Source organism: Halobacillus karajensis (genome assembly GCF_900108515.1).
Lineage (GTDB): Bacteria > Bacillota > Bacilli > Bacillales > Halobacillaceae > Halobacillus > Halobacillus karajensis.
Genome location: NZ_FNWW01000002.1, coordinates 178,076 through 198,893, shown reverse-complemented (window position 1 = coordinate 198,893; position 20,818 = coordinate 178,076). Strand labels below are relative to the sequence as shown.

General features: G+C 39.3%; 27 protein-coding genes. 10 read left to right on the top strand and 17 right to left on the bottom strand.

Going from position 1 to position 20,818, the window contains the following annotated elements; genetic code table 11:
- Positions 1–262 precede the first annotated feature (262 nt).
- Positions 263–397: a YqzM family protein gene (locus BLW54_RS05960; protein ID WP_035509215.1), complete on the top strand. Its 135-nt coding sequence runs from the start codon at positions 263–265 to the stop codon at positions 395–397.
- 198 nt (positions 398–595) lie between these two features.
- Here BLW54_RS05960 and BLW54_RS05955 read toward each other — a convergent pair whose 3' ends face one another.
- Genes BLW54_RS05955 through BLW54_RS05940 form a run of 4 tightly spaced genes read right to left on the bottom strand, consistent with a single transcriptional unit; the run spans position 596 to position 3,900 of the window.
- Positions 596–2,707 carry a DNA internalization-related competence protein ComEC/Rec2 gene (locus tag BLW54_RS05955; RefSeq protein WP_074733427.1) on the bottom strand — a complete coding sequence of 704 codons (2,112 nt, stop codon included), beginning with the start codon at positions 2,705–2,707 and terminating at the stop codon, positions 596–598.
- Positions 2,701–3,261 (bottom strand): ComE operon protein 2, encoded by a 561-nt coding sequence (locus BLW54_RS05950; RefSeq protein WP_035509220.1) that lies wholly within the window; start codon positions 3,259–3,261, stop codon positions 2,701–2,703. The genes BLW54_RS05955 and BLW54_RS05950 overlap by 7 nt, the downstream gene beginning before the upstream one ends.
- Positions 3,262–3,317: 56 nt before the next feature.
- Complete coding sequence (locus BLW54_RS05945; protein WP_074733426.1) at positions 3,318–3,686, bottom strand: helix-hairpin-helix domain-containing protein; 369 nt, start codon at positions 3,684–3,686, stop codon at positions 3,318–3,320.
- Positions 3,676–3,900 (bottom strand): hypothetical protein, encoded by a 225-nt coding sequence (locus BLW54_RS05940; RefSeq protein ID WP_074733425.1) that lies wholly within the window; start codon positions 3,898–3,900, stop codon positions 3,676–3,678. Before BLW54_RS05940 ends, BLW54_RS05945 begins: the two co-directional genes overlap by 11 nt.
- A 73-nt stretch (positions 3,901–3,973) precedes the next feature.
- Between BLW54_RS05940 and comER the strand changes: the two genes are divergently transcribed.
- Complete coding sequence (gene comER / locus BLW54_RS05935) at positions 3,974–4,783, top strand: late competence protein ComER (RefSeq protein WP_074733424.1); 810 nt, start codon at positions 3,974–3,976, stop codon at positions 4,781–4,783.
- A 271-nt stretch (positions 4,784–5,054) separates the two neighbouring features.
- On the opposite strand, the gene BLW54_RS05930 is transcribed toward comER, so the two are convergent.
- From BLW54_RS05930 to BLW54_RS05895, 8 genes are read right to left on the bottom strand one after another with little or no spacing between them, the layout of a single operon-like run.
- Positions 5,055–5,768, bottom strand: coding sequence for a class I SAM-dependent DNA methyltransferase (locus BLW54_RS05930; protein WP_083391487.1), 714 nt, complete (start codon positions 5,766–5,768; stop codon positions 5,055–5,057).
- Positions 5,769–5,784: 16 nt separating this feature from the next.
- On the bottom strand, positions 5,785–6,138 hold the full coding sequence (gene rsfS / locus BLW54_RS05925; protein ID WP_035509224.1) for a ribosome silencing factor: 354 nt from the start codon (positions 6,136–6,138) through the stop codon (positions 5,785–5,787).
- Positions 6,139–6,189: 51 nt separating this feature from the next.
- On the bottom strand, positions 6,190–6,744 hold the full coding sequence (yqeK, locus tag BLW54_RS05920) for a bis(5'-nucleosyl)-tetraphosphatase (symmetrical) YqeK (protein ID WP_035509804.1): 555 nt from the start codon (positions 6,742–6,744) through the stop codon (positions 6,190–6,192).
- Entirely contained in the window at positions 6,734–7,306 is a 573-nt protein-coding gene (locus BLW54_RS05915; RefSeq protein WP_035509226.1) for a nicotinate-nucleotide adenylyltransferase, read from the bottom strand. Before BLW54_RS05915 ends, yqeK begins: the two co-directional genes overlap by 11 nt.
- Positions 7,307–7,320: 14 nt before the next feature.
- Positions 7,321–7,611, bottom strand: coding sequence for a ribosome assembly RNA-binding protein YhbY (gene yhbY / locus BLW54_RS05910; RefSeq protein ID WP_074733422.1), 291 nt, complete (start codon positions 7,609–7,611; stop codon positions 7,321–7,323).
- A gap of 1 nt (position 7,612) precedes the next feature.
- The gene (aroE, locus tag BLW54_RS05905; RefSeq protein ID WP_074733421.1) at positions 7,613–8,449 is read right to left on the bottom strand and encodes a shikimate dehydrogenase; all 837 of its coding nucleotides are present in this window, start codon (positions 8,447–8,449) and stop codon (positions 7,613–7,615) included.
- Positions 8,450–8,461: 12 nt separating this feature from the next.
- Entirely contained in the window at positions 8,462–9,562 is a 1,101-nt protein-coding gene (gene yqeH / locus BLW54_RS05900; RefSeq protein ID WP_074733420.1) for a ribosome biogenesis GTPase YqeH, read from the bottom strand.
- A complete protein-coding gene (locus BLW54_RS05895; RefSeq protein ID WP_035509235.1) occupies positions 9,562–10,086 on the bottom strand; it encodes a YqeG family HAD IIIA-type phosphatase in 525 nt (174 codons plus the stop codon). Before BLW54_RS05895 ends, yqeH begins: the two co-directional genes overlap by 1 nt.
- A gap of 324 nt (positions 10,087–10,410) precedes the next feature.
- On the opposite strand from BLW54_RS05895, the gene BLW54_RS05890 reads away from it, so the two are divergent.
- The 8 genes from BLW54_RS05890 to sigK all read left to right on the top strand — a co-directional run bounded on the left by BLW54_RS05890 (position 10,411) and on the right by sigK (position 17,025).
- Entirely contained in the window at positions 10,411–10,578 is a 168-nt protein-coding gene (locus BLW54_RS05890) for a sporulation histidine kinase inhibitor Sda (RefSeq protein ID WP_392387175.1), read from the top strand.
- Between the two features lie 278 nt (positions 10,579–10,856).
- On the top strand, positions 10,857–13,193 hold the full coding sequence (locus tag BLW54_RS05885) for a Na+/H+ antiporter subunit A (protein ID WP_035509237.1): 2,337 nt from the start codon (positions 10,857–10,859) through the stop codon (positions 13,191–13,193).
- Between the two features lie 3 nt (positions 13,194–13,196).
- Entirely contained in the window at positions 13,197–13,535 is a 339-nt protein-coding gene (locus tag BLW54_RS05880; RefSeq protein ID WP_035509239.1) for a Na(+)/H(+) antiporter subunit C, read from the top strand.
- Positions 13,528–15,012 (top strand): Na+/H+ antiporter subunit D, encoded by a 1,485-nt coding sequence (locus tag BLW54_RS05875; RefSeq protein WP_035509241.1) that lies wholly within the window; start codon positions 13,528–13,530, stop codon positions 15,010–15,012. Before BLW54_RS05880 ends, BLW54_RS05875 begins: the two co-directional genes overlap by 8 nt.
- Positions 15,013–15,018: 6 nt before the next feature.
- Positions 15,019–15,495 (top strand): Na+/H+ antiporter subunit E, encoded by a 477-nt coding sequence (locus tag BLW54_RS05870; RefSeq protein WP_074733419.1) that lies wholly within the window; start codon positions 15,019–15,021, stop codon positions 15,493–15,495.
- Positions 15,496–15,807, top strand: a complete 312-nt coding sequence (locus BLW54_RS05865) for a Na(+)/H(+) antiporter subunit F1 (protein WP_035509245.1) — start codon at positions 15,496–15,498, stop codon at positions 15,805–15,807. It abuts the gene before it with no gap.
- On the top strand, positions 15,788–16,174 hold the full coding sequence (mnhG, locus tag BLW54_RS05860; protein WP_035509247.1) for a monovalent cation/H(+) antiporter subunit G: 387 nt from the start codon (positions 15,788–15,790) through the stop codon (positions 16,172–16,174). The genes BLW54_RS05865 and mnhG overlap by 20 nt, the downstream gene beginning before the upstream one ends.
- A 137-nt stretch (positions 16,175–16,311) precedes the next feature.
- Positions 16,312–17,025, top strand: a complete 714-nt coding sequence (sigK, locus tag BLW54_RS05855; RefSeq protein WP_035509249.1) for an RNA polymerase sporulation sigma factor SigK — start codon at positions 16,312–16,314, stop codon at positions 17,023–17,025.
- Positions 17,026–17,186: 161 nt separating this feature from the next.
- Here the strand turns inward: sigK and mtnN are convergent, their stop codons facing one another.
- From mtnN to BLW54_RS05830, 5 genes are all read right to left on the bottom strand, one after another.
- Positions 17,187–17,879 carry a 5'-methylthioadenosine/S-adenosylhomocysteine nucleosidase gene (mtnN, locus tag BLW54_RS05850; RefSeq protein ID WP_074733418.1) on the bottom strand — a complete coding sequence of 231 codons (693 nt, stop codon included), beginning with the start codon at positions 17,877–17,879 and terminating at the stop codon, positions 17,187–17,189.
- Positions 17,880–17,894: 15 nt separating this feature from the next.
- Positions 17,895–18,566: a YrrS family protein gene (locus BLW54_RS05845; protein ID WP_035509254.1), complete on the bottom strand. Its 672-nt coding sequence runs from the start codon at positions 18,564–18,566 to the stop codon at positions 17,895–17,897.
- A 207-nt stretch (positions 18,567–18,773) separates the two neighbouring features.
- The gene (gene greA, locus BLW54_RS05840) at positions 18,774–19,250 is read right to left on the bottom strand and encodes a transcription elongation factor GreA (protein WP_035509256.1); all 477 of its coding nucleotides are present in this window, start codon (positions 19,248–19,250) and stop codon (positions 18,774–18,776) included.
- Positions 19,251–19,413: 163 nt separating this feature from the next.
- Positions 19,414–20,067, bottom strand: coding sequence for a uridine kinase (udk, locus tag BLW54_RS05835; protein ID WP_035509257.1), 654 nt, complete (start codon positions 20,065–20,067; stop codon positions 19,414–19,416).
- Between the two features lie 49 nt (positions 20,068–20,116).
- Positions 20,117–20,749 carry an O-methyltransferase gene (locus tag BLW54_RS05830; RefSeq protein ID WP_035509259.1) on the bottom strand — a complete coding sequence of 211 codons (633 nt, stop codon included), beginning with the start codon at positions 20,747–20,749 and terminating at the stop codon, positions 20,117–20,119.
- Positions 20,750–20,818: the final 69 nt, after the last annotated feature.

Genomic DNA, 20,818 nt, shown 5'->3' with positions numbered 1-20,818 from the left:
TTCTGTCAAAATAGTGGACTGATTTCGCCGTATGAACCATCTATATAAACGCCATTCCAAAAGCCCCGGGTGCTTTTGAAGAGGACGATGTTGTTCCTCTCTTGCGTTTAGTTTGACCGCTTCTTTAAGAATTATCGGTGACAAGTCTTGCTAGCAGTGGGAATGGTATGAATCATCGGTAAAATTCGATTTCATGCCGAGTGATTGTAGATTTTTGTTTAAGAATGGACTATACTTAGTAATTGATATAGGAGGGGTAACAATGAACGAGTTTAAAAACGATATTCAATCCAAAACTAATGATGTGATCGACTCTGGGTTAGGGTTTGTATTTTCATTTGTTTTCTTCTTCGTCATTTTCTTAATCGGCGTTGTATTTGCTTTTATTGGACAATAAGTAAATGCAAAACCAGAAGGCTGCTTCTCGGCAGTCTTTTTTTATTCTCTGCTCGCATTATACGGCAAAAATGTTGAAAACGTTCCAGTTTGCTCAGAAAAAATGTATTGTACTGCACCATGATGATTGGTCTGCAAAAGTAGAACTCCATTTTCATGGAGGCGGTCCGTTACATCCTGGTGTGGATGACCATAACGATTATTTACGCCTGCAGAAATCATCGCCACTCTCGGTTGAAAGGCTTTGAGCAGCTCGTCTGATGTTGATGTATGACTTCCATGGTGGGGCAACTTTTAACACATCAACCTTCAAAGAAGGGTAATGCTCAACAATACCTTGTTCAATACGTTTGGATATATCCCCAGTAAATAACCATTGTTTCCCCCCAATGATACTGTGTAGGACAAGAGAATTTTCATTAGAATCCTTATGATCTACGTCCGAAGGGTGAAGAACATCGAAAGCATGGTCACCGACCAACAATTTTTGACCAGCCTTAATCCTCTCTGCCTTTCCCGCTACATGATACTCCTCTTTATGATATGGACTGACATAAATACGATGAACATCGATATCATCTACAATATAAGGTGCACTGCCACTATGATCTGTATCATCGTGAGTAATAAACATAGCATCTATTCGATGAATTCCCTTTGATTTCAAGTAAGGGAGAATCACGTCCTCTGCCGTCCTTTCCTTATTTGAAGCATAGACGGGAGGTCCTGCTGCATCCACCATTACAATCCCACGTCTATATGGAAGCTCTATAATAAAGGAATCACCTTGTCCAACGTCCAACATTGTAAGGGTACCCTTTTCAGAAAGATAAGGGGACAAACACCAAACTATAAAAACACCCACCACCGCACAAGATGCTAAAAAAGTTTTCCACTTTTCCCCCTTCTCCCAAATTCTCATCATTTGTATAAAACAAAGGGTATACAAAACTACATAAGGCATAGAAATTTCTCCAATTACCCAAAGAAAATCAAGACATTCAGAAATATGGATCATATAAGATAAAACAATTTCGTGGACGTCCTGAAACAAAGAAGAGAGAAAGGAGGAAAACGGGGGATAGAGAAAAGAAACAACTAAAATGACCATTAACCCAGGGATAACAAAAAACGAAAAATAAGGAACGGCAATCATGTTCATCCATAAAGAAAAAGGCTGAAATTCATAAAAGTAGTGGACCTGCAAAGCTAAGATAGAAAGTTGACTTGTTAATCCAATCACTGCGGACTGCATCCATGTATTAGTGTAGTGTTTTAAAATTGGAATGGTAAGCAGTAAACTAAATGTAACCAAAAAAGAAAATTGAAATCCTATATGATGGAAATAAGAAGGAGACAAAAATAGGAAGAGAAGACATATAATAGAGAGAATATCTGTAAGGGGAAATTTCCTTTGAAAGGATCCAGTGAGCATTAAAACACCTGCCATCAATCCAGCACGCATAACCGAGGGAGCCCCACCTGAAAGAAACATATAAACAGGCAGAAATACCACTAAAATAAACTTTGACTGCCTTTTTGTTATGAGTCCTGAACGGAAGAATAACCAATATAGCCCACCAATGGTAAGACCAACATGCAAACCGGAAATGGCTAAAATGTGCGACAAATTAAATTCTCGAAACCAATCGACAATTGAAGAATCAAGTAGATCGGTATCGCCAAATACAAGGGCATTCATCCAACGATATGTATAATCAGACACATTCGTCTTAACTTTTCCTTTTAAAATTTCCCGGCTTTCGAGCAATTGGTTCATCCATGATTCACCTTCACAAGTCAGGTTGCTCGGTTCTTTGATGATCACTTGAGAAAAAATACCCATTCTTCCCATATAGCTTTGATAATCGAATTGACCAGGATTTCGAGCAGCTTCAAAAGGCTCTACATTTCCTTCAACTATACATGTAGCTCCGACCTTCCATTGAGGGTGAATATCCTCATCATCTTTTTTTATATACCGAATCTGTTTTTTATCACCTGACTGATCTTTAAGGATTAGAGATAAGGTATGTTCTGTATTTTTTATTTCTGGAGTAATAATCCCTTCCCATTTTGCGGGCGAACTATGTGAGAGGACATGTGGGGATATGGGGGAAAGATAAGTGTACCCTATAAAGACAAAAAGAAGAAGAAGGGTTGAATGAAGGAAATGAAAACGGTAAATAAAAAGCCAGGCCATTAAAAGGATTAATATCAAATAAACAGCCAAACCCTCCTGATTAGACAACACCCCGCCGAGCACAAATGCAATGGCGAGGATATGCCAGTTCCCTTTTAAATTCAGCATCGTTCATCTAATGTAAATTTCTTGTGCGCTTCTTCTTTTAACTGCAAAGCTTCAGGATCTTCATAAGATTCAAGTTTATCCAACATTTTATTAATAAGTATTTGTTGCTCTGTTGGGAGAGTTTCTTTTTCGATCGGAACTTTTTGCATACGTACTCCTGATTGTTGTAACAGTTCAATCGCATATGGATTATTTTTATAATCTTCACTATAATAGACAGCTTTTATTCCAGCCTGAATTATGGCCTTCGTACAATGGAGACAAGGAAAATGAGTAACATAAATCTCTGCATTATCGGTCGCTACCCCAAATTTAGAACATTGCAATAGAGCATTCATTTCTGCATGAATCGTTCGTACACAGTGGCCTTCGACTACATAACACCCCTCATCTATACAATGAACGCCTCCCGAAACGCTCCCATTGTATCCTCCCGCAATCATTCGTTTATCTCTTACAATAACAGCTCCTACCGCAAGTCTCTGGCAAGTACTTCTCGATTTAAGTAAATAGCTTTGTGCCATAAAATACTGATTCCATGTAATACGCTCCATTATGTATCCCCCACTTTTTTCATTCAGTTTACTTTGAACAATAATTTCAGTCAAACTTATGGTACCATTATTTGATCTTTAAAAATTTCTAACGTTTTCTCTCCAATTCCAGGAACATTAACGAGATCTTCTACAGAAGAAAAAGGACCATTTTCTTCCCTATATTCGATGATACTAGCGGCTTTAGAAGGACCAATCCCATTTAGTGCCTCTATCTCCGTAGACGAGGCGCGATTAATACTTATTTTTTCTTCTGAGGATGAAATTATTTCTGAAGATCCTCCTTCTCCCTTTTGTTTAGAAGCTACAAAAATAACCATTTCATCCTGAAGTCGTTGAGCAAGGTTTACACTCGTAGGATCGGCGTCTTCGGTCATTCCTCCAGCTCGTTTAATAACATCATCAACTCTTGTGTCATCCGGCATGGAGTATACCCCCCCTCTTTTTCACTTCCCCCTTTACATCTACTTTAATTACAGAAACAGTCAGATTTGGCTCTTCGATTATTTCATCTTCAAATTCCGTGCTTTTCAGCTCGACCTCTTGTGTTTCTGGTCCATCATTGAATTTTAACAAATAAAGGAGCCCTATTACTAATAGGACAATAAATATCCAACCGTATCTCTTGATCATATCCAAGGTTCATACCTTCTTTCATATTTCCATTTTTTCAGAATAAGGATATATAGGTAATCATTAAGGAGGGATTCCAATGAAGTGGGGAATCATCGGTACAGGGAATATGGGGAGTATGCTTATCTCAAGCCTTATTAAGAGCGGGGCCGTACCTGCCGAAAATCTAACTATTTATAATCGAACATTAGAGAAAGCCAAGAAAATTCAAGAAGGATTTCCGAAGATTCAAGTGGCCAACGATTTGCTAAGTTTGCAAAAAGAAAGTGATATTATATTCGTTTGCGTTAAACCTCATCATTACAAGGATATAATTGATTCATTAAGTGGAAAGTGGACAGAAGACCAATGTCTTGTGTCCATTACAAGTCCTGTGGCAGTTGACCAATTGGAAAAAGTGACTCCATGCCAAGTTGTTCGAATTGTCCCATCCATAACGAATCATGCTTTTTCCGGTGTGAGTCTATTCACGTTTGGCACCAAAATAAAAGAAGAGAATCGACAACTATTAAAAACAACTTTTGAACATATCTCTGAGCCAATTGAAGTGGAAGAAAGATACATCCGTGTTGCGTCAGACATCGTTTCTTGCGGACCTGCATTTATAAGTTATCTGTTAAGTCAGTGGATAACTGCTGCTGGGGATGTCGCTGGACTTCCCAAAAATCAAGCCACGGCACTTACAGAGAATATGATGGTTGGATTAGGGGAACTCCTTGCACAAAAAGTGATGACGCTTGAGGAATTAATGGCAAAGGTAACCGTTAAAGGTGGGGTGACAGGAGAAGGGTTACAAGCATTAGAGGACCATATCGGCCCGTTATTCCAAAAAATGTTTGAAGCTACTCAAAATAAGCACAAAAAAGATAAAAGCCATATTGACTTATAGGTATTTATATTCGACAAACAATCCGATATTCCTCCAATAAATTCAAAAAATCATGAGTTAAGGGCATTCATGATGATATGATGATCTACAAATAAAATCTTCTGTTTTAAGACCAGAGCTAGAAGGGCCTTTTTCCCTCCTGCAAGAGCTTATACAAGTATTCCTGGTGCCTCTTGTCAGGTCTGTGCAGGCCATTCATTAGGAGGAATTACTTTCATTATTTCCTGGACAATAAAAAGAGTCCGATTCTACGGACTCTTTATTGTCAAATTTATTTTTTACATATGAACATCCAACGGTCGCCCTCTAAGGAAGGGGCTTCACTAAAGTCAGCGTATACATCTTGAACGTGAAAGCCTGCGGTAGTAAGCCATGATTCTAAAGTGTCTAGATCATACCCTCGCTGTTCATGAATTTCATCAAACCTTTTATATTTTTCTTGCTCCTTAATAAAAAAAGTTAAATCATGGACCACACTATTTTCTCTCACACCTGGATCACAAAACCAAATGTAAGATAGTTCATCCCGTACCTCAGCAAATGTACCACCACTCAGGTCGTTGTGAATATGATCTATAGAATGCACATCAAACAAAAATAATCCACCTTCATTCAGGGCTTCATAGATGGATTGAAAAGCGCTGAGAACATCGTCATCATCCACCAGATAATTAACGACATCACAATAACTGACAATACAATCATACCCACGCAACCCATTCAAAGATGTCATATCCTGTTGAAGCCATTGAATATTTGATTTAGGGTGTTTCTGCTGTGCTACAGTCAGCATATCTGAAGATAAATCCAAACCGGTCATGAGGAAACCTTCATTGGATAAGCGGTGGGTTATTTCCCCAGTGCCGCACCCTACATCAAGAATATGATGCGTGTGAGGTTTGTATTTCTGGACCATTCGTTTTGTGAATTGGATCCAATTGTCATATGGTGCATCTTCCATAAGAAGGTCATATACATGGGCCATATCCCCATAACTCATATTATCTTTCTAACCCTTCTACAGTTACATTGTCCGCATCGCCCCAAAGTCTTTCGAGGTTATAATAGTGTCTTTCATCTTTATGGAAGATGTGACAAACGATATCATTAAGGTCAACCAGGACCCAACGTGCCTGTTCAAATCCTTCCATCCGCTTCACTTCGATACCATTTTGTTCTGCTTGGTTTTTCAATTCTCTAGCAATTGCCTGCACCTGGCGTTCATTAGAACCTTCACAAATTAAAAAATAATCCGCGATTAACGAAACATCAGACATATCGAGTACAACAATGTCCTGCGCTCTTTTTTCATCGCACGCCTGTGCAGCTAAATTCACTAATTCTTTACTTTCCATGAGTTTCCTCCCTTTTTCATTCCTATCTCTATCTTTTCCATGATCTTGAGATCATATTAAACCATTATATGCATAAAACGTGTCCGGATAAACGGTCCTTTCCTTACCTACTAAGAAAACAATTGTGTTTTTCAGGGCTAATGCACACGCTTCATCCAGGTTTTTCTCTGCTAAATGGCGTACCTCTTCCACACCAGGAAAATTACGGCCCGGTTCCATATAATCGGCTAAAAAAACAACCTTATCCAACAGTGACATGTGTGTTTTTCCTGTCGTATGACAACTGATGGCAGAAAGGATTTCCGGGTCTGTTAATCCTATTTCCTGCTCCAGCATCAAAGCTCCTACAGGGCCATGCCATAACTCGTGATGGTAATGAAGAAGATCCTTGGATAAACGTCGGTCATTCACAATCCAACGCCTCATTACATCCAACGGTTTATATTTTGCATAGTCATGAAAGGCAGCTGCCAGCTCAGCTTTTTTCACATCCACTTTAAAGCGTTCGGCTAATTGTACGGCTGTATCCGTTACCCTAACCGTATGTTCGTATCTGTGTGCCTTCAGCGAAGGTCGTACATATTCAAGCGCCTCTTCACGCGTCATCTTCATACAAACAATGCTCCTTTATAAAAGAATCCACAACACCCGGAATCAAATATCGTACGCTCTTGCGCTTAGAAATGCGCTCTCGAATCATCGTTGAAGACACATCTATGGAAGGAATATCGACAAAATGGACAGGGATCTCATCCGTCCATCCATACCCTGGCCTTCGTACTCCTATGAAGTCAACCATTTTGACAAGTTCTTCAATACGGTTCCACTTCGGCAAATGTTCAACCATATCTCCCCCGATGATAAAGTAGAAATGGTGGTCTGGATAAACACTGTTTAAGTAGGCCATTGTATCAACCGTATAGGATGTCCCTTTTCTACGTAATTCCACATCACATATACGAAAAGACGAATGATCAGCTATAGCTTTTTCTACCATTTCAAGACGGGCTTCAGGTTTAGTCGCTGACTCTTGTTTATGGGGAGGAATATAAGAGGGCATGAACCATACTTCATCTAGGTTCACAGCCTCAAGAGCAAACTCCCCTATGATTAGGTGGCCTTGGTGAAGGGGGTCAAACGTGCCGCCAAGAATTCCAATTTTCTTCATAGAGCCTCCCCTTTTTATGGCAATTCAATTTGCTTATTTTCTTCTGACTCTTTGTAAAGGATAATCGTATTGCCGATCACTTGGACAATATGAGCACCAGTCGCTTCGACGATTTCATTCGCGACTTCTTGGTTATCCTCAAAGCAGTTTTGCAGGATGCTTACTTTTATTAATTCCCTTTTTTCAAGCGCTTCATCGATTTGTTTCGTCATATTTTCATTTACACCAGCTTTTCCAACCTGGAAGATCGGTTGAATGGAGTGAGAAGCTGCACGCAAATACTTTTTTTGTTTACTTGTTAACATTCTATACCCCTTTCAATTTCTGTTCGAACTCTTTAAGCAATGGTACTGCCTGTGGTTCAGTGTCCGTCCATATTTTAAAAGCATAAACAGCTTGCTGCAGTAACATTTCATGACCGAAATGCAGCCGAGCCTCTCTTTTATCTGCTTCGCTTAAAAATTTCGTTTTCATCGGGCGGTAAACAATATCGCTTACAACCGTCCCCTTTGTCAAGTGATCCAGAGACATAATCATTTGATCATGCCCAGGACTCATTCCTACAGTGGTTGTTTGAACAATTAAATCATAATTTTCAAGTGTGCTTTCCGCTTGATTAAGTGTCAATGGTTGAGAGGATATCCCAGCAGAGATATCTTGGATCAGCTCTTCGGCCCTTGTTGTGGTCCTGTTTGCTACGTCGATCTTCGTAATTTCAGACCGCATTAAAGCTTCATAGATCCCTCGTGCTGCCCCTCCACTTCCTAAGAGCAAGGTCTGAGATCCTTTATGAAAAATATCAGGAAATCGATTCCTTAAAGAATCAACAAATCCTTGTCCATCTGTATTATACCCCATCCATCCATCGTTGGTTAACTTCACAGTATTCACTGCGCCTAAATGACGGGCACTCTGATCAAGTCCGTCTAAATAGGGGATAATTTTTTCTTTATAAGGAACTGTTACATTAAAGCCGTCTAACTCTTTAGTTTTTAGCATTTTCACTTTCTCATCGAATTCTTCAGGTTTAATTTCTATTAATTCATATTTCCCCTCTACTCCTTGTTGTTTCATTAGATTTTCATGAATCCAAGGAGACATAGAATGTCCAACCGGATAGCCGATTAAACCTAATTTATACAAATGATCCCCTCCTCATATTAACGAATCTCTCAGCGAGACTTTTACCCCTTCCGGAACATGAGCAGTCACTGTAATGCCGCCTTCCGGTACTGTCACCCATCCAAGACCGGAGAAAACAATGTCTGTTTTATCATCTTTAATTTTAAGCGTATGTCCCTTTAGTGGGGGAAGCTTAGAAAGAGTCTCTTGGTCCGGTGGTGATAACAGCTCCCCTAGATGGTTCTTATAAAGTTCATCCGCTTTTTCTAATTTTGTCCGATGGATGTTCAATTCATTGGAGAAATAACAAACGAAAGAACTGCGACCTCCAGATTCAAAATCGAGTCTCGCAAGTCCACCTACATAAAGAGTCTGCCCCTCATTCAATTGATACACTTTTGGTTTCACTTCTTTACGAGGGGTAATCTGTTTTAAGTCCTTATCCGAGACATAATGAGCCATTTGATGACGTTGAATTACACCAGGCGTGTCAAAGAGAGAGCTTTTTTCATCAAGCGGGATATCTATAAACCCTAATGTGGTGCCAGGGAAATAAGAAGTGGTTATCGCATCTTTCACACCGGAAGTGTTGGAAATAAGGGTGTTAATGAATGTCGATTTTCCTACATTAGTGGTCCCTACCACATAAACATTATCTCCTTTTCTGTAGCGGTCAATCGCTTGAGACAATTCTTCAATCCCTTGATTCTTTTCAGCAGAAATCAAATAGACATCCTCAACCGTCAAACCATTTTCCTTAGCTGAACGTTTAAGCCAGTGTTTCACTTTCCCATGATTGACTGACTTTGGAAGAACGTCCATTTTATTTCCGACTAGAATAACAGGGTTGTTCCCCGTCAGGCGTTTTAAACCTGAGATAAAACTTCCATTAAAATCAAAAATGTCTACAAGTTGAACCACAAGTCCCTTTGTATCACTGATTTGATTCAGCATCTCCAAGAAGTCATCATCTTGGAATGGCACATCCTGCACTTCATTATAATGCTTTAACCGGAAGCATCTCTTACAAATGATGTCTTCCCTCTCTAGGGCAGATGCAGGTGCATAGCCTGGTTGGTCTGGATTTGTTGTCTGAATAGCGGCTCCGCATCCTTGACATTGTATTTCGGACATCATGAATCGCTCCTCTCCCATGTGATTTTCCCTTTTCTTCTCATCCAGTTTAATATCCTTCTCTCAATCTTCCTGTTAAACCTTGTCACAAACCCGTCGGTTTCTACGATAGGAACAACTAATATAGTATGAAACCCTGCAGTATTTCCTCCAAGTACATCTGTAAGTAGCTGATCTCCTATTACAACAACTTCATCTTTTTTGAGTTTCATCTGTTTTTGAGCTTGTCTAAAAGCTTTAGACAATGGTTTTTTAGCACTGTAAATAAATGTTGCTTCAAGTGGTTCAGAGAAAAGCTTTACCCGTGCTTCATTATTGTTAGAAGCAATCGTCACTTGAATTCCATGGTCATTCATTTGCTTGAACCATTGCTTAATTTCGTCAGTAGCATCAGGGACATCCCAAGCGACAAGAGTATTGTCAAGATCTGTTACCACACCTTTAATACCCTTATCTTTTAATTTTTCCGGTTCAATATCAAAAACACTCGGTACATGTTCATCTGGTAAAAAGTTTTTCAGCATCTAATCAGTTCATCTCCTCATAACAACGGCAAAATCTCCTTCACCATCATATACAAAATTGAGACATGTTTCAAAAAGAGTTCTCACAAGAACAAAAATCGTTCGACAATTAACGACAAATCTAGGTTGTGGATAAGTTTATACACATATTCCACACAGTAACTTCTTTGTTATCACTCATTTAAACTACCTATCACCAAAAGTTATCTACATTTTTATGTAGATAACTTCCATATTGTGGCGAAATAAGGGTCGTGATAAGGTAAGAATACATTAAAAATTGTAACGTTCAGAGATACAAATCAAGCGGGAGGTGACTGTCACATGTGTGACAGCGGCATGAAGCAATTATCTGATTCCCTACTAATACAATCTTATCACAAAGCCATTGAACTCAACCTTTCAGAAGAATTTATAGATCAAATCAAAAAGGAAATTAACCACCGGTCGATCCAACACCTTTTAGAAAAGCACATCTCTCATGTAGGTTAATTTGACATGATCTAACAAACAATGACATCAAATTCCAATTTCCACTCGTCTGCTAATGCTGGACGAGTTTTTTTTATTACTTTTTTTATTTAAGCAAATGATGTCTCTCTTCTTATTTATAAGGGTAAACTAAATAGGGTCTATCAACATCAATTTGCCGGTATACTACAGTTGAATAATGAGTCTTTTTTTGATTACAATTGAGTGAATACATCATTACAAACATCCAAAATCCATAAAAAATAGATGAAAGTTATGTCAAAGGAGGAACGTTCCACATGCTGGTGGCTGTATTATTGCCTTTTATTATTGCTATTTTCATTCCATTTTTAAGTAAGTGGAAAGATAAAGTACATACAGGTTTTTTTGTCACAATCGTACCTGTACTCGTGTTTATTTATTTTGTACGCTTTTTAGGGACAGGATTTGAACCTGTTATCCATGAATACTCTTGGATTCCATCACTTGATATCAATATGGTCTTCCATTTGGATGGATTAAGTTTACTATTTGTACTCTTGATCAGCGGTATAGGCTCCCTAGTTGCTTTTTACTCGATTTTTTATTTGCATAAATCAGAGCAACTGGGACATTTTTATGTATATTTCTTAATATTCATGGGTTCTATGCTCGGGGTTGTCCTCTCAGATAATGTATTTGCTCTTTATAGCTTTTGGGAGTTTACATCCCTATCTTCGTTCTTATTGATCGGATTTTGGAACTATAAGAAAGAATCAAGGTATGGGGCATTAAAATCAATGCTTATTACCGTATTTGGTGGATTGAGTTTACTTGGTGCACTTATTTTCATGAGTATTCTTACCAATACAACAAGTATCCAGGGAATGATTGATCAGCAACAACTGATACTTAATAGTGAATTTTTCCCGTTAATCCTTATTTTATTATTGTTGGGTGCCTTTACAAAGTCGGCTCAGTTTCCATTTCATATCTGGCTTCCGGATGCTATGGAAGCTCCAACACCCGTTAGTGCATACTTGCACTCAGCAACGATGGTTAAAGCTGGAATCTATTTAGTAGCCCGTTATTCTCCAATGCTCTCAGCGAATGAATGGTTTTTTATTATCGTTTCGCTCGCGGGTATCGTAACCTTGTGTTGGGGATCTTATATGGCAGTAAGACAAATAGATTTAAAAGGAATTCTAGCATTTTCAACAATCAGTCAGCTCGGAATGATTATGGCTATGCTTGGGTTCGGTACGAAAGTTGCTATTTTCGGTGCAGTGTTCCATATTCTTAACCATGCTACGTTTAAAGGAAGCTTATTTATGATAGCAGGAATTGTGGATCACGAAGCAGGTACGAGAGATATACGGAAGCTAGGCGGTTTAATGACGTTTATGCCTATGACAGCAACCCTTGCTATTATCGCTTCTTTTTCCATGGCTGGACTGCCTTTACCTTTCTTAAATGGTTTCTATAGTAAAGAAATGTTTTTTGAATCTTCTTTACATTTGGAGGCAGCAAGTACAGGATTTGCAGGGTTCTTACAGGCAAGCATACCTTACTTGGCTGTGTTTGGTAGTATTTTCACGTTTGTATACTCTATGTACTTCTTCTTCGGGACTTTTCGCGGGAAGTCTCATTTAGAGGAACTACCAAAGAAGCCGCATGAAGCTCCTATTGGGATGTTGATCTCACCGATTATTCTCGTTGCAGGCGTAATTATTATTGGACTGTTTCCAAGCCTGATCAACGAACCATTCATTGCTCATGCAGCAGAATCTGTTAAGGGAGCGGTGTTAGAAGAGAAACACATTTATTTCTGGCATGGTTTTATCCCTCCATTTATTATGTCAATTACTGTAGTAGTATTTGGAAGTATATTAGCTCTATCGAGAAAAGTATGGGCACCTGTCTATCGATTCGTACCAGGTGTGCTCAGTATGAATAAGGTTTATGATGGTACGGTGGACCGTATGGAACGCTATTCTAAGAACATTACAAAAGGATATATGAACGGTTCACTAGGACGTTATGTCCGTCTTATTCTTGCTGCAATCATCGTCATTTCTTTTGCATTTATGGCTATTACAGGTGGATTCACAATCGATACATCCAATGTAGCTGAGATAACGACCCCGGAAATACTAGTAGCAATAATGATGGTAATTGCAGCTGTGGGAACAGCAATCACCAATAACCGTATTGCTGCTATCCTTATTTTAGGAGTCGTTGGTTATGGGCTCTCCATGCTTTTTGTTCTCTACAGAGCACCAGACTTAGCCCTTACTCAGTTGATTGTAGAAACCGTAACGGTTGCTCTATTCTTACTTGTCTTTTATCACTTGCCTAAACTCAGGAAGAAAGAGGAACCTGTAAGCACGAAGATTCTCAACCTTGTCATCTCCGTTGGTTTTGGAGTGTTAATGACCATGGTTGCCATATCTTCTCATAGCAGTAAGTTCTTCGATTCCATTTCTGAGTATTTTGTAGACAATTCCTATAAACTCGGCGGAGGAGATAACATTGTAAACGTCATCCTTGTTGACTTCCGTGGACTGGATACCTTATTTGAAATTGTAGTACTCGGCATTGCTGCTATGGCAATCTTTGGATTGATTCGACTTCGTAAAAACAAGGAGGAGGAATAAATAATGGAAATTATCATGGCTGTTTTAGCCGGCATCCTCTTCACAACCGGTGTTTATAACCTCCTTCAAAAGCAATTGTTGCGCATCATTATCGGGACAGGCCTCATCTCCCATGGGGCCCACCTATTTATACTAACGATGGGGGAGTTGAAAACGGGGGCACCACCGGTTCTAACAGAAGGAATTGAAAACTATACAGATCCGCTCCCGCAGGCTTTGATATTAACGTCAATTGTCATCAGTTTCGGTGTCACAAGCCTATTACTTGTATTAGCTTATCGTGCTGCCAAAGTTAATGGCACTGATAATATGGAGCAACTAAGGGGTAACGATTATGAGTAATTTAGCTGTATTACCTATTTTGATGCCGTTAATCGCCGGCATTCTCGTAGCATTCATACACAAAAAGACTACACTTGTACGGAATATATCCAAAGGCCTTGCCATTATCAATCTGGTTATTGTTGGTTTGGTTTTTATGCAAGTGAGGGATCAGGGGAGCATTGTTCTTGAAATGGGAAGCTGGGAAGCCCCATTCGGAATCGTCCTTGTAGGAGACTTGCTTGCAATGACTCTTGTGTTAACGACCAATATTATTGCTGTCGCTTGTGTCTTCTTTGCACCTCAGTCCTTATCTGAAAAAGAAGAATCCTACTATTTTTACAGTTTCTTCTTTTTATTGATTTCAGGCGTAAGCGGTGCGTTTCTTACAGGAGATTTATTTAACTTATTCGTATTCTTTGAAGTCCTGCTCATGGCTTCTTATGGACTGATTGTTCTTGGAAATGGGAAAGCCCAGTTAAGAGAATCGATCAAATACGTACTGATCAACTTGTTTTCCTCCATGTTATTTGTAACAACCATTGCCTTCCTCTACTCTGTCGTAGGTACGGTAAACATGGCGCAAGCTGCTCAGAGAGTTCAGGAAGTGGAACAACAAGGTATTTTAACAACTATTGCAATACTGTTTTTCTTTGTCTTTGCGACCAAAGCTGCAGTTTTCCCGCTTTATTATTGGCTTCCTCGACCATATATTTCTCCAAACCCTGTGGTTTCCGCATTGTTTGGAGCATTACTGACGAAGGTTGGTATTTATTCGATCTTACGTACCTTCAGTCTTATTTTCAACCATGAAGTCGGGCTGACACACACATTATTTATATATTTGGCAGCTTTCACCATGATATTCGGAGTCGTGGGCGCCATTTCGACAAATAACATTAAATTAATCGTAGCTTACAACATTATCCCAGCAGTCGGATTTATGTTGATGGGAATAGGAATTTTTACAGAAGTGTCCATTAGTGGAACGGTTTACTATCTCGTACATGATATGGTTATCAAAGGAGTGCTTTTCTTACTGGTAGGCGCTACTGCTTATGTCGCTGGCACCTCTGATCTTCGTAAGATGGGCGGTTTAATTCACCATTATCCAGTTCTTGGATGGCTTTTATTTATTGCCTCCCTTGTCTTGGCAGGAATACCGCCATTCAGTGGATTTATGGGTAAACTACAACTGTTACGCGGTGGTCTAGGAGAAGAAGAGATTTTCATCGTGATTATCGGACTTGTGTCGAGTCTTCTTATTCTTTTCTCCATGATCCGTATTTTCATTCGTGGGTTTTGGGGAGAAAAGATGGATATCCCTATACCTGAGCGAAAGAAAACAGGAAACCTCATGGTACTTCCAGCCGCTGGTTTACTCACAGTTTCTGTACTTTTGGGTGTAGGTGCAGAATGGTTCTTCCCAACAATCGAATCAATTTCGCAATACTTGATGGATCCAGAAATCTACATTGATTCTGTGATAAAGGAGTAAAAACCGATGCCTTTACAAATTGTAATGAACATCATCATCGCGATCATGTGGATGTTCCTGAGTGAAACATACAACTTCACAACTTTCTTTGTTGGATATATTTTAGGAATTATCCTTCTCTTTGTCCTTCAGCGTTTCGTACCAGATTCTTTCTATATGAAACGGGCATGGAAGTTTTTCCTACTTGTTCTCTTATTTATCAGGGAACTCGTCCTTTCTAACATCGACATTGTAAAGCATGTGTACAAACCCAAGATGGATATGCAACCAGGAATATTCGCTCTTCCGATTGATGTAAAAACAAATTTCGAAATTACTTTACTTGCCAATTTAATATCATTAACCCCAGGGACGCTGTCTGTGGTCGTCAGTGAAGATCATACCAAAATCTTTATTCACGCCATGGATATGCCAGATGTTCAAGAATCAGTAAATGAAATTAAGAACTCATTTGAAAAACGAATCATGGAGGTGACCCGCTAAATGGAATCCATCCTTGATATAACTCAAACATTGATTCAAATATCTGCTACTATTGCTGTTATTGCGGTCGCAATCTCCGTGATCATCCTATTATACAGAGCTATTCTTGGTCCAACCAATCCAGATCGAGCTGTCGCTCTCGATATTATCGGGATCAACCTGATGGCTTTAGCAGGATTAATCGCCGTCCTGCTTGTGACCACACGATTCAATGACGTTGTACTCTTGATTGGAATTCTTCTTTTCATTGGTACAGTCGCACTGGCGAAATTCTTAGAAAAGGGTGTTATCATTGAGCGGGACATGGATTAACTTAATTTTTGACATTACTATATGTCTTTCTCTGTTGATTGGAGCCTTTTTCCTGATCTCCGGATCAATTGGTATTCTGCGTTTTCCAGATGTGTACACACGCCTCCACGCAGCAACCAAGAGTTCGACACTTGGTGTTGCGGGAATTATGATCGGCGCTTTTCTTTTTCACTATGTAGAACATGATATCGTTAGTGGTAAACTTCTCCTTGGTATACTTTTTGTCCTATTAACTGCCCCCGTATCAGGTCATATGATCTCAAGGGCCGCTTACCGGGCAGGAGTACCTCTTTGGGAAAAAAGTATTAAGGATGAATATGCGGAAGTATTAAAGAAAGAGCAAAAACGACAAGCCCCCCATTCATAAACTGACATGCCTCCATTAATTTGGAGGCTTTTTTTATCTATATGACTATTATTTTTATATACAGACAAGCACAGACAACTTCCCAAGGACATAAGTATGTTGTAGGCATTTGCCTAATCCTTGAGGAGGTGCGTCCTATGAGCAGTCTCATTGCTTCCATTCTTTATTTTTTCAAAGAATCCCTCTTCTTTATGTCCTATGTAAAGAATCAGGCCTTCCCTAATCCTCTTCCCCCAGATGAAGAAGCCAAGCAACTTCAATTAATGGCAGAAGGAAGTCATGATGCCAGAAACAAACTTATTGAACATAACTTACGTCTTGTTGCCCACATCGTTAAGAAATTTGAAAACACGAAAGAAGATTTTGAGGACCTTATTTCAATAGGAACGATTGGCTTGATCAAAGGAATAGAAAGTTATTCAACAGGGAAAGGTACGAAGCTTGCCACCTATGCTGCCCGTTGTATTGAAAATGAGATACTCATGCACCTCAGATCAACGAAGAAGATGAGTAAGGATATTTCATTACAGGATCCAATTGGACACGACAAGGAAGGAAATGAGCTCAATCTTCTTGATATTTTGCAAGCGGATGTAACAGATATCGTGGAGGAGATTCAGCTTCATATGGAACTTGAAAAAATTAAGGACTTCATCACCGTTCTGGATGAACGGGAAAAAGAAGTCATTATCTTCCGTTATGGATTAAACCAGACAGAAGAAAAGACCCAGCGTGAAATCGCCAAGGAGCTTGGAATTTCAAGAAGTTATGTTTCAAGAATAGAAAAAAGAGCACTCATGAAGATTTTTCATGAATTCTACAAACAAAGCAAACAAGGGAAAAAAGGGTAAAAAAAACAGCCACTTCCCATCTTATACAAATGGAGTAACTGTTTCATTCAATCCTCTAAGGGTGGATGCTGGCCACTTTTTTTAGATTTTTCACATTCATGCTAAACACAATCGACTATGAAAAGCTTACCCTATTTCTTTCATAGTGGCGTTCATTGTGGTTAAGCGTAATTCCTTACCATTTCCATAATCATTAGGGCTGCGTTTTCAGCTGCTTTAGGTAAGAATTGATCAAATGATACCGATGATTCCTTACCAGCAATATCTGATAAAGCCCGAATAACTACAAATGGAGTTCCATATTTAAAACAGACTTGGGCAATCGCTGCAGCTTCCATTTCTGCAGCGATCATTTCTGGAAACTTCCCACGAACAAAATCAACTCGCTTTTCTTCTTGCATAAACGAATCACCGGTGGCAATAATTCCTTTAGCCGCATTGGCATCCGTCTTTTTAACGGCCTCCATGGCTTGTGAAACAAGATTCTGATCAGCAGGATACATGGCAGGCATTCCAGGGACTTGACCATATTCATATTGGAAGGCTGTCACATCAACGTCATGATGGGTAACCATGGATGAGATCACTACATCTCCTACTTCCAAATCTCTAGCAAAACCTCCAGCTGATCCAGTGTTAATCACTGCTTCAATGTCATACTGTTCATGGAGAATCGTTGTAGACATAGCTGCGTTAACTTTACCAATCCCGGATTTTAGCAAGACGACCTCATGACCGTGTAAGGATCCTTCAATAAAAAGACTTCCAGCGATTTCTTTCTCTTGCGGGGCCTGTATCTTTGATTTTAATAATTCTACTTCTTCATCCATTGCGCCAATAATCCCAATTGCCATCCTAAACTTCCTCTCTTAACCATTATAATTCTTTAGTACTTCTAATTTTACAGGTTTATATCCTTGACCATCGATCCAATCCACATGGACCCTTAGATACCCAGTTTTATTCTTGTCAGAAACAGTCGCTTTAGCTTTTTGAGGATGTCCCCTATTGCTGACATCCCAATAGATAATATTGTCCTCAGGGAGTCCGACAGCGCTTCTTATAGCCTCTTGCAATTCTTTATAGTCCTGAGAGCCTGATTGGTAGGTAATACTGTGTTCGCCATTTGTTTCCATCTCTGTCTGAATAACAGGCCAATCTTTTGTTATAACCCGCTCTACATTTGGGTCGTCACTTTTTTCTATTTTTAAACCTTCCTCATCTTCAATCGGTTTTAATTCATCAAACTCTTCTATAGATACTTTCTGTTTATCTGATTCTTCCTCTGTTGGTTCATCTGTATTTTTTTCCTTATCTTCTGTCTGTTCTATTTGCTTTTCTTGTAAAGCTGCTTCTTCCTTCTCCTGTTCTTCTGTATTCTGCGCTTTTCCACTCTGGTCTTCCCCACCAAAGACGATTAATACAACGAGTAACACCAAGAAAAAACTGCCTGCCCCAACAAGCCAAGTCAGCCATTTCGTTCCCCGCCGTTTCTTTTCATATCGACTTGAGCGAGAATGAGGGGTATGTTTGTTTGACATGATCATTTCCTCCTTTTTACTCGCCGTATATTATACATGATGTAGCGGCTGTGACCAATCCTATCTTTGGCCTATCTACATCCCAATCAATAAGCTATAAGGAAAGATGGTCATCTTTCCTACTTTCTAGGGAATCACAGAAAATATTTACAACTTTACTTACTAAATTTCTATATAAAAAAGACAGGGGGAGATCCCTGTCGTTTTTTATTCTACTGAAATAATTTTCACATCAATTTCGCCACCTGGTGTAGCGACTTTTACTTTGTCACCTACAACATGTCCAATTAAACTCTGGGCCATTGGAGAATCATTAGAGATTTTACCTTCGAATGGATCCGCTTCCGCACTTCCTACAATCGTATAACTTTCTTCATCTCCATCAGGAAGCTCCTGGAAAGTTACTGATTTCCCCATCGTTACTGTGTCTGGATTCTCATTGTCATTCTCGATAATGACAGCATTGCGAATCATATTTTCCACCTGGGTAATACGTGCTTCAACAAAAGCCTGTTCATCTTTAGCTGCATCATACTCAGAATTCTCAGAGAGATCTCCAAAACCACGAGCGATTTTAATTCGTTCTACCACTTCTTTACGTCGTTCTGTTTTTAGGTGGTGCAGCTCTTCTTCTAGTTTCTGTTTACCTTCTTCTGTCATATAATAACTCTTCTCTTCTGCCATAATCCGAATACACTCCTTTATTACAAGAAAAAATAAGATGTCCTTTATATAGGAAATGAGCAGTACAACTGTACGCTCATTAAAGATAAGTTACTATACTTTACCCCAGGACACTGTGATTTAGAACTACTATTAGAAACTATGCCAGATTTCTGGTAGTATTTCAACTATTTTCTTTCGTTCCTGATTGTCCTTTTTCATATAATACTGTTTGTATTTTTGTTGCCATAAGATCAATAGCCACATGATTTTGGCCGCCCTCTGGAATGATGATGTCCGCATAGCGTTTGGTTGGCTCAACAAATTGTAAATGCATGGGACGAACAACATTGATATACTGTTCAATCACAGAGTCAAGGGAACGCCCCCGCTCATTAATATCTCTCATCAAACGACGAATGATTCTTACATCAGCGTCCGTATCAACGAATACTTTAATATCCATCAAATCTCGTAAACGTTCATCTTCCAAAACCAGAATTCCTTCTACAATGATGACTTCTTTGGGCTCTACATGGATTGTATCTTCAGAGCGTGTATGCATCTTATAATCATAGACCGGCTTTTCTACAGGCTTTTGTTCGAGTAGCTGTTCTAAATGTTCAATTAAAAGATCGTTATCAAAGGCAAGAGGATGATCATAATTCGTTTGCAACCTTTCTTCAAAAGGCAGATCACTTTGGTCCTTGTAATAATAATCTTGCTCAAGCATCAATAAGGTTTTATCTGTAAAGCGTTGGATTATCGAACGAGTCACGCTGGTTTTTCCCGAACCTGATCCTCCTGCTACTCCAATTACTATTGGTTTGTCACTCATGCTCCTTGGTACTCCTTTCATCCATTCAAATCTTCTCTCTATGAACCACCTATTGCTTCCTTTTTGTAATGGCTACTCCATCACCGATAGGGACAATAGTTGTGTGATAGTCAGGATTATGAACAAGCCACTCATTAAACTTCCTGATCTTGCGCGCAATCTTTGCCATTCGAGGATTCGCTTCAGAGTCATCTGCTACAAACCCCTTAAAAAGAACGTTATCAGAAATGATGAGACCTTCTTTTGAGATCATTGGGGAATATAAATGAAAAAATTCCTCGTATTTCCCTTTGGCCGCATCAATGAACAGTAAATCAAAAGGACCGTTCTTTTCTATCTGTGATGCAACGTCCAGAGCATCACCATGTATAACATGAATGCTGTCTTCAACATTCATGGCTTTAATATTTTGCAAAGCATCGTTATAGCGGTTCTCATCTCGTTCAACCGTCGTTATATTACTACCTGGGCAGGCCTCCAGCATTCGAAGGGCTGAATAACCAATCGCTGTGCCGATCTCCAGGATATTTTTAGGTTGATGGATCCTGAGAAGCTGCATAAGGAATTCTATTCCCAAAGGTTCCATAATTGGAACTCTCTGTTCTTTCGCATAGGATTCCATCTCTCTAACCGCTGTGGAAGGCTCGGAAAGCAATGATTGTAGATAGTCTTCTTGCTTCATTAAGTTTCGTCCTCTCACATAATAATTACATCTATTTTACAACCCCATTATTTTAACATAAAAAAAAGA